Source organism: Bradyrhizobium sp. Cp5.3 (assembly GCF_000426265.1).
In the GTDB taxonomy this organism is placed as follows: Bacteria; Pseudomonadota; Alphaproteobacteria; order Rhizobiales; family Xanthobacteraceae; genus Bradyrhizobium; species Bradyrhizobium neotropicale.
On record NZ_AUFA01000020.1, the window covers coordinates 123472 to 132083 of the forward strand.

The window sequence follows — 8612 nt, forward strand, 5'->3', positions numbered from 1 at the left end:
TGAATCGCGATTGGATAGACCGAGTCCGACATGTCCACCAAGCGCTGCTACTACGAAACCCTCGAAGTCGAACGCGACGCCGATGATTCCGTACTGAAATCGTCCTTCCGCAAGCTGGCGATGAAATTCCACCCCGATCGCAACCCCGGGGACGACACCAGCGAAGTCCGGTTCAAGGAAATCAACGAGGCCTACGAGGTCCTCAAGGACAAGGACAAGCGCGCGGCCTATGATCGTTACGGCCACGCCGCCTTCGAGCAGGGCGGTGGCGGTGCCGGCTTCGGTGCCGGCTTTGCCTCCTCTTTCTCCGACATTTTCGAGGATCTGTTCGGCATGGCCGGGCAGCGCGGTCGCGGCGGCCGCGAGCGCGGCGCCGACCTGCGCTACAACATGGAAATCACGCTCGAGGAAGCCTTTGGCGGCAAGACGGCGCAGATCGAGATTCCCGTCTCCGTCACCTGCGAGGCCTGCTCGGGCACCGGCGCCAAGGCCGGCACCAAGCCGAAGACCTGCTCGACCTGCGGCGGCGCCGGCCGCGTGCGGCAGTCACAGGGCTTCTTCACGCTCGAGCGCACCTGCCCGGGCTGCCAGGGCCGTGGCCAGATGATCGAGGATGCCTGCCCGTCCTGCGCGGGTCAGGGCCGGGTCACGCGCGAGCGCACGCTGTCGGTCAACATCCCCCAGGGCGTCGAGGACGGCACAAGGATCAGGCTAGCCGGCGAGGGCGAAGCCGGTGTCCGCGGCGGCCCGCCCGGCGACCTCTACATCTTCCTGTCGCTGGCCCAGCACCAGTTCTTCCAGCGTGACGGCGCCGACCTGCATTGCCGCGTGCCGATCTCGATGGTGACGGCTGCGCTTGGCGGCGAATTCGAGGTGCCGACCATCGAGAAGGCCAAGACCAAGGTGAAGGTCCCGGCCGGGACCCAGTCCGGCCGCCGATTCCGCATTGCATCAAAAGGTATGCCAGTGCTGCGCTCGCGCCAGATGGGCGACATGTATGTCCAGGTCGTGGTCGAGACCCCGCAGAACCTCACCAAGAAGCAGCAGGAATTGCTGGCCGAGTTCGAAAAGCTCTCTTCCGGCAACACTCAGCCGGAATCCGAGGGTTTCTTCGCCAAGGTCAAGGACTTCTTCGGTAACCGGGCGAACTGACTCGGCTTGACCGTTCCGCCCGCGGCCTATACCTCTTTATGACTATTTTCTGACACGCCGCGGCGACGCGGTCCCCGTCCGGTCCTGACATGCCATTGCCATCGTCCGCGCGTGCGTTGAAGAAGCCCCGTCTCGACGACGAGGTCCGTTTTCTCCGATCGTGGATCGAAAAGCCGCTCCATATGGGCGCCGTGATGCCTTCGGGTAAGCTCCTTGCCCGGACCATGGCCCATTATGTCGACGTCGATTCGGACGCACCGGTGGTCGAGCTCGGACCCGGCACCGGCGCCATCACCTCGGCGCTGATCGAGCGCGGCGTCGATCCAAAGCGCCTCGTCCTCGTCGAATACAATCCCGGCTTCTGCGCGCTGCTGCGCGACCGCTATCCGCAGGCCAAGGTTGTGCAGGGCGATGCTTACCGCCTGCGAGACACGCTCTGGAACGTGCTGAGCGCGCCGGCTTCCGCGGTCGTCTCCGGCCTGCCGCTGGTGACCAAGCCGATGCTGACACGGCTGCGGCTCATTCGCGATGCCTTCACGGCGCTGGCGCCCGGCGCTCCCTTCGTGCAGTTCACCTATGCGGTGGTGCCGCCGATCCCGAAATCGCTGCCCGGCGTGTCCACAGAGGCCTCGGAACGGATCTGGATGAACCTTCCGCCGGCCCGCGTCTGGGTGTATCGCAAGGACTAATTCCGCCGGCTTCCTCTATTGCGCGGCGGGCTCGTTTCGCCGAACGCATTGGATTGGATGCCCGCACCAAGAATCCTGGTCATTCCCGGCTCGCTGCGCACCGGCTCGCACAATGCGAAGCTGGCGGCGGTCGCTGCATATGAATTCGCCCAGGCCGGCGTCGACGTCACCCGCGTCTCGCTCGCCGATTTTCCGCTGCCGATCTATGATGGCGACCTGCAGGCCAAGTCCGGCGTGCCGAAGCACGCGGTCAATCTCAAGCGCATGATCGGCGCGCATCAGGGCGTCCTGATCGTCACGCCCGAATACAATGCTTCGGTGCCGCCGCTCCTGAAGAACGCGATCGACTGGGTCAGCCGCGTGCAGGATCCGCACGAGGCGCGCGGCGAAGTGTTCCGCAACCGTGTCTTCGCGCTTGCCGGCGCCTCGCAGAGCCGGCTCGGCGCGTCCCGCGCGCTCCAAGCGTTGCGGCTGATCCTGACCTCCTGCCACGCCAATGTGATTGCCGGCCAACTCGCGCTCGCCTTTGCCGACCAGGCCTATGACGATATGGACAGGTTGAAGAGCCAGGCCGATATCGACGCGCTGAAGGAGCTGGTGCGGCAGTTGATCGACGTTTCCCAACGCATGATGTGAGGTGACATGACGCCAACCGAAATCGCCCCCAAGGACCGCCTGATCGTCGCGCTCGATCTGCCGAGCGTTGATGCCGCGGAGGCGATGATCAATCGGCTCGGCGACAGCGTCACCTTCTACAAGATCGGCTATCGGCTCGCCTATGCCGGCGGCTTGCCGCTGGTCGGCAAGCTCGCCGACAAGGGCAAGAAAGTCTTCCTCGATCTCAAGCTGCACGACATCGGCAACACGGTGACGCAGGGCGTCGAGAGCATCACCAGGTTGGGGGCGACCTTCCTCACCGTGCACGCCTATCCGCAGACCATGAAGGGCGCCGTCGAAGGCCGCGGCAATACCAGCCTGAAGATCCTCGCGGTCACGGTGCTGACCTCCTACAACGACGACGACCTGCACGCCGCCGGCTATCGGCTCGGTGTCTCCGAGCTGGTCGAAGCACGCGCCCAGCAGGCGCAGGTGCTCGGCGTCGATGGCCTCGTCTGCTCACCGGAAGAAGTGGGTGCCTTGCGCAAGATCGTCGGGCACCAGATGAATCTCGTCACCCCCGGCATTCGGCCCGCAGGCTCTGCGACCGGCGATCAGAAGCGCATCATGACGCCGGGCCGCGCGATTGCCGCGGGCTCCGACTATCTCGTCGTCGGGCGACCGGTGGTGGAAGCGGCCGATCCAAAGGCTACGGCTGAGGCAATCCAGGTCGAGATCGCGCAAGCGGTCGGCTGACCGACACACCAAGGAGAAGAAGAATGGCAAAAGGCTACTGGATCGGACGCGTCGACGTGTCGAATGACGAGGGCTACAAGCCCTATGCGGTCGCGAACGGCCCGATCTTCAAGAAATGGGGCGGTCGCTTCGTCGTCCGCGCTGGCAAGTTCACCACCGTCGAGGGCCAAAGCCGCACGCGCAACGTGGTGATCGAATTCCCGGACTACGAGACCGCGATCGCCTGCTACAATTCGCTGGAATACCAGGCCAACATCAAGGTGCGCCAGCCGCACTCGATCGCCGACCTCATCATCATCGAGGGCTACGACGGCCCGCAGCCCTGAGAACGCACGCTCACGAGAGCATGTCCTGATTGACGCGAGGGCGATCCGCTCTCGCGTACAGAACGCGCATCCGATACTCGGCGGACATCGTCTTGACGGCCTCACGCGATCAAACGGGTGGGACCGTTGGCGCCTGAGGCGAAGGCTTCGGCGTCATTAGTTCCAATCATTTGCCGGATTCTTTTGTCCCCAAATGGGGATTGCCGCATCCATCGCCCTTCCTCCAAGGTTGCTTGATCGAAGGCCCCATCGATTGGTGATGGGCATCAAGCAACCCGAAATCTGCGAAGTCCATGACGGGCCGCAAGGCGACCCGCATCGCGCATTTCCATGCAAAGGGAGCGGAGATCATGGCAGTGATCATCGGAACAGCAGGCGACGATGTATTGCCTGGCACGGCTGCGGACGATCAGATCTTCGGCCTTCAAGGTAACGACACCATTACTGGCCTAGATGGCAATGATACCGTAAGCGGCGGCGCGGGCAACGATTCCATCGATGGCGGTGCTGGCAACGACACCCTGAATGGAAATGCCGGCATCGATACGATCACCGGCGGCGATGGCGATGACACGATCAATGGCGGTGCGGGTGACGATACGCTGAACGGAAACGCCGGCATCGACACCATCCATGGCGACCAGGGCAACGACATCATCGATGGTGGAACCGGCGATGATCACCTGTTTGGTGACGCCGGCGACGACAGCATCCACGGCGGCGATGGCAATGATGACGTCCATGGCGGCGCGGGTGCCGACACCCTGTGGGGCGACGCCGGCAACGATACATTGGACGGCGATGCCGGCAATGACGTCTTGAACGGTGGCGACGGTAACGACGTACTCAACGGTGGTTTCGGAGATGACACTCTGAACGGCGACGCTGGCAACGACACGCTGAACGGCGGACTTGGCAATGACCTGCTGAATGGCGGCACCGGTGACGACATTCTGAACGGCGGTCTGGGTGCCGATACTCTGAACGGTGGTGACGGCAACGACACCATGCATGGCAATGCGGGCGACGACATCATGGATGGCGGCGCCGGCAACGATACGATGTTCGGCGATGCCGGCGACGATGAAATGGCCGGCGGCGCAGGTAACGACGTCATGAGCGGCGGCGCCGGTGATGATGAGCTCAGCGGCGGAACCGGGAACGATACGCTCAACGGCGACGCCGGTGATGACACGCTCGACGGCGGCGACGGCACCGATACCCTGAATGGCGGCGATGGGGCCGACATCCTGTCGGGAGGCGCCGGCAACGACACTCTGAATGGCGGCGCCGGGGATGACGAGCTGAACGGCGGCAACGGAGCCGACGTTCTCAGCGGCGGGCTCGGCGACGACGTGCTGACGGGCGGCGCGGGGACCGATACGCACAATTTCGGCGACAACACGGCTACCAACTTCGGTAACGATGAAGTCACCGACCTCAGCTTTGCCGATGGCGATGCCGTTCATGTCGATGCTCCGCCAGGCTTTGACCCGGCTACGGTCGTCGTGGAGGACGACGGCACCAACACCGTGCTGGATTTCGGCTTCGGCGCGATCCAGCTCGATGGCATCACGGGCGGTGCGACGCCGTTCGAGTCGATCGACGACATCAACAATGCCGCCGGTTATACCGCCGTCGAAATTGCCTAGCAATCACCAGCGGGAGCGGGGCGGCCGTTAGGCCGCCCTGCTCTCTGTACATACTCAGTCAGTGATAGTGCCGGCCAGTTATGTATTCGCGTAACCGTGGTGCGATCCCAGCGTCTGGCGAGAGATCGCTGGTGGCTTTGATTCCCGGACGATCCGCATTGGTGTGGATCGTGTGTTTCAGCGTGTCCGTAAACCTGCTGCTGCTGGTCGTACCCTTCTACTCCATCGAAGTGTTCGACCGCGTGCTGAGCAGCGGGAGCGTCGAGACCCTTGTTGGCCTCACCGTCATCGCCGTGGGCGCTCTCGGCTTCAGCGCTGTCTTCGACACGTTTCGTAACCGATTGTTGAGCCGCTTCGCCGTCGGATTCGAGCGCTGCCTCGCCCCGATCCTCCTTGAAAGCAGCATTATCGGCGCCGCGCCGGGCGATGGCCGGCCGCACGATCTCGTCAAGCTTCGCGAGTTGAGGACTTTCCTGTCGAGCGGAACGGTCACATCGCTGATAGATGCTCCATTCCTCCCGGTGTTCATTCTCATCCTGTTCTTCCTGCATCCTTGGTATGGCCTCATCGCCCTGACCGGGGTGGGGGCCCTGCTGGCCATGGGAGTTGCAAGCCACCGGATCGCGCGCGGGGAAATCGCGCAAGCCTCGCACGCCGCGTTGAAGACGCAGGCGATGCTCGATGGAATTGTCCGGCACTCCAGCGTGGTGCAGGCGATGGGCTGGACGCGAGGCGCCATCCGCGCATTCATGAGCCTCAATGACGAAGCGCTGTCGCCGGTAGTGCGGGCCAGCGAACGCGTCTACACGATTGCGGCCACGGCGCGCATGGTCAGGACGATGTTGCAGATTACCGCGATCGGCGCTGGTGCTTGGCTCGTGCTTCAGAACGAGGTGCTTTCCGGCAGCCTGATCGCGAGTTCGATCCTGATAGCTCGCACGTTGCAGCCGATGGAAGGGCTGGTCTCGGCCTGGCGCGCGCTGGCATCCGCGCAGGATGCCTGGGCACAAGTTTGCGACGCCGCCGCACCGGTGCTTGTGTGCGCACGGAAGACATTGCTTCCGCCACCATCCGGCATGCTCGAAGTCGAACGGGTGACATTCCGGATTGGTACGGCGCAGCGGCCCATTCTCGCAGGCATATCATTTCAATGTCGACCTTCTGAACTCGTCGTCGTGATCGGACCGACCGGCGCCGGAAAATCGACATTGCTGCGCTTGATGGCTGGCCTGGAGCGGCCGAGCAGCGGTACGATCCGGTTGGACGGCGCAGCTCTGCAGAACTGGGATCCCGACCAGCTCGGTCAATTCGTCGGCTACCTTCCACAGGACGTGCAGCTGTTGGGCGGCACGGTGGCAGAAGCCATCGCCGGTTTCGAGGAATGCGCGCGCGATGATGATATCGTCGCCGCCGCGATGCTCGCGCAGGCGCATGACATGATCCTGTCGCTTCCGGCTGGCTATCAAACCGACATCGGGCGCGACGGTAGCAGGTTGTCCGGCGGCCAACGCCAGCGCATCGGTCTTGCGCGTGCATTCTACGGCGATCGCAAATTGCTCCTGCTGGACGAGCCTAATGCCAACCTCGACCCCGACGGTGAAGAAGCATTGTGCTCGGCCATCCAATCCGCCAAAGCGCGCGGCGCAGCATCGGTGATTGTGACGCATCGGCCGCGTCTCCTGACGATCGCGGATGCCGTGCTGCTTTTGAGGGACGGCAACCAGATCACGTTCGGACCGCCCGTTCAGGTTCTTCGCGCCCAGCGGCCAGCGTCGGTCCCGAAACCGCAGGTGGTCGCTCGCGATGCCGAACCCCAGAAACTGCCGAGGGGGAGAGCCGCGCCATGACGCAGAACGCCATCGCAATTTCGGCACCTGCGGGCCGTCCCTATCGGACGACGTCGACGAGCCGGGAGCAACCTCGATCCGAGATGCGACGGATCATCGCATGGGGCTGTGTTCTGCTCGTCCTGCAGTTTTGCGGCTTCGGCCTGTGGGCGACAACGGTTCCGCTTCGCGGCGCCGTCGTGGCGCCCGGCTTCATCAAGGTCCATTCGAAGCGTAAGGCGGTGCAACACCTCGAAGGAGGAATCATCAAGTCGATCTATGTCCGGGAAAATGATCACGTCGAAGCCGGTCAGCTCGTTGCCCGCCTCGACACGGCGCAGATCGAAGCGACCCTTGGTTCCCTCGAAACGAAGTTCTTTGCCGACTTGGCGATGGAGGCGCGCCTCGGGGCGGAGCAGAATGCCGCAGAGTCGATCCGGTTCCCGGACGAACTGCTCGAAAGTGCGACCCGTCTCGCTGCGCGTATCGCCATTCAAACCCAGGAAGTTGAATTTGCCGCGCGGCTGGCCGCGATCGAAAACGAGCGCAAGGTGATCGATCAGCAGATGTTGCAAAACGCGGACGCCATCCGCGGCCTGGAGAGCAACACTGAAGGTCTAGAGCAGCAACTCGTACTGTTGCGAGAAGAGATAGCCGATACAAGCTATCTCCTGGCAAAGGGGCTCGCCCGAAAACCGCGCGTCTTGGCGTTGAAGCGCGCCGAAGCCGAGGCAGCCGGACAGGTCGCTCGCAATGCTGCATCGATCTCGGAAATGCAGGGCAAGATCGCGGAATTGAAGGACAGGCGCCGACAACTCGGGTTCAACCAGAATCAGGACATCGCCAAGCAGCGTCACGAGACGAGCGAGGAAATCGGTGACCTTCGACATCGAATTGCCGCGTTGCGCGCCCAGCTTGTTCGGTCTGAATTGCGTGCCCCTGAAAGTGGAAGGATCGTCGGCCTTAACAGCAGAGACCTCAATGCCGTGCTTGGACCTCGGGAAACCCTTCTGGAAATCGTTCCGACGCAAGATCGGCTGGTCATAGAGGCGACATTGAAGCCTACGGATCGGGAAGAGGTCTATGTCGGACAGATGGCGCGTGTTCGGGTTCACGCGCTGAATATTCGTCGCCGGCCGATGCTCGAGGGAAGGGTCGTCGGCGTCGCAGCAGACGCGCTGACCGATACCAACTCGGGCGTGAGTTCTTATCTGGCGGAGGTCGAGCTCGATCCCAACGCGCCGACAGCCTCCTACATCTCAACACTGCTGCCCGGTATGCCCGGAGCTATCGCCAAATTTTGGTGACGGCGCGGCCGGTCAGGCGGCGGCGGTTATGGGCTGACGGTCAGTCGGTTTGGCGATGACCTCGATCCCGTCGTTGAATGTCACACCGAGAACGAGTTTTGGCAACTGGTTGTGGCCATCGAGACGACGCCAGCTTTTCTGCGCGGCCTCAAGCAGTTTGAAGACCATCGCGAGTGCCGTCCTGTTGGACAGGCAACCCTTCGATCGGATCGTGCGGTGTCGCACGGTAGCGAAGGTGCTTTCAATGGGATTGGTCGTCCGCAAGTGTTTCCAGTGTTCGGCCGGGAAGTCGTAGAACGCCAGTAGC

General features: G+C 63.0%; 9 protein-coding genes. 8 read left to right on the forward strand and 1 reads right to left on the reverse strand.

What is annotated here, in order from left to right:
• Nucleotides 1–30: 30 nt before the first annotated feature.
• The 8 genes from dnaJ (at nucleotide 31) to K289_RS44995 (ending at nucleotide 8305) form a co-directional block, all read left to right on the forward strand.
• Entirely contained in the window at nucleotides 31–1152 is a 1122-nt protein-coding gene (gene dnaJ / locus K289_RS0125120; RefSeq protein ID WP_027554080.1) for a molecular chaperone DnaJ, read from the forward strand.
• 89 nt (nucleotides 1153–1241) lie between these two features.
• Nucleotides 1242–1841, forward strand: a complete 600-nt coding sequence (locus K289_RS0125125; RefSeq protein ID WP_027554081.1) for a class I SAM-dependent methyltransferase — start codon at nucleotides 1242–1244, stop codon at nucleotides 1839–1841.
• A 57-nt stretch (nucleotides 1842–1898) separates the two neighbouring features.
• Nucleotides 1899–2477, forward strand: a complete 579-nt coding sequence (locus K289_RS0125130; RefSeq protein ID WP_027554082.1) for an NADPH-dependent FMN reductase — start codon at nucleotides 1899–1901, stop codon at nucleotides 2475–2477.
• Nucleotides 2478–2483: 6 nt separating this feature from the next.
• Nucleotides 2484–3194, forward strand: a complete 711-nt coding sequence (gene pyrF / locus K289_RS0125135; protein ID WP_027554083.1) for an orotidine-5'-phosphate decarboxylase — start codon at nucleotides 2484–2486, stop codon at nucleotides 3192–3194.
• Between the two features lie 23 nt (nucleotides 3195–3217).
• Nucleotides 3218–3520, forward strand: coding sequence for a DUF1330 domain-containing protein (locus K289_RS0125140; RefSeq protein ID WP_027554084.1), 303 nt, complete (start codon nucleotides 3218–3220; stop codon nucleotides 3518–3520).
• Nucleotides 3521–3813: 293 nt separating this feature from the next.
• Entirely contained in the window at nucleotides 3814–5172 is a 1359-nt protein-coding gene (locus K289_RS44990; protein ID WP_051310758.1) for a calcium-binding protein, read from the forward strand.
• Between the two features lie 131 nt (nucleotides 5173–5303).
• Nucleotides 5304–7019, forward strand: coding sequence for a type I secretion system permease/ATPase (locus K289_RS0125150; RefSeq protein ID WP_245283988.1), 1716 nt, complete (start codon nucleotides 5304–5306; stop codon nucleotides 7017–7019).
• Nucleotides 7016–8305 (forward strand): HlyD family type I secretion periplasmic adaptor subunit, encoded by a 1290-nt coding sequence (locus K289_RS44995; protein ID WP_245283989.1) that lies wholly within the window; start codon nucleotides 7016–7018, stop codon nucleotides 8303–8305. Before K289_RS0125150 ends, K289_RS44995 begins: the two co-directional genes overlap by 4 nt.
• 12 nt (nucleotides 8306–8317) lie before the next feature.
• On the opposite strand, the gene K289_RS0125160 is transcribed toward K289_RS44995, so the two are convergent.
• Nucleotides 8318–8612, reverse strand: a 295-nt coding sequence (locus tag K289_RS0125160) for a transposase (protein ID WP_198024758.1), incomplete at its 5' end; no start/stop codon positions are given.

What these genes read in the sequence shown, in the direction of transcription:
- pyrF (WP_027554083.1), top strand. Translation starts at nt 2,484, where the DNA reads ATGACGCCAACCGAAATCGCCCCCAAGGACCGCCTGATCGTCGCGCTC.
- K289_RS44995 (WP_245283989.1), top strand. Translation starts at nt 7,016, where the DNA reads ATGACGCAGAACGCCATCGCAATTTCGGCACCTGCGGGCCGTCCCTAT.
- K289_RS0125125 (WP_027554081.1), top strand. Translation starts at nt 1,242, where the DNA reads ATGCCATTGCCATCGTCCGCGCGTGCGTTGAAGAAGCCCCGTCTCGAC.
- K289_RS0125140 (WP_027554084.1), top strand. Translation starts at nt 3,218, where the DNA reads ATGGCAAAAGGCTACTGGATCGGACGCGTCGACGTGTCGAATGACGAG.
- K289_RS0125130 (WP_027554082.1), top strand. Translation starts at nt 1,899, where the DNA reads ATGCCCGCACCAAGAATCCTGGTCATTCCCGGCTCGCTGCGCACCGGC.
- dnaJ (WP_027554080.1), top strand. Translation starts at nt 31, where the DNA reads ATGTCCACCAAGCGCTGCTACTACGAAACCCTCGAAGTCGAACGCGAC.
- K289_RS44990 (WP_051310758.1), top strand. Translation starts at nt 3,814, where the DNA reads ATGACGGGCCGCAAGGCGACCCGCATCGCGCATTTCCATGCAAAGGGA.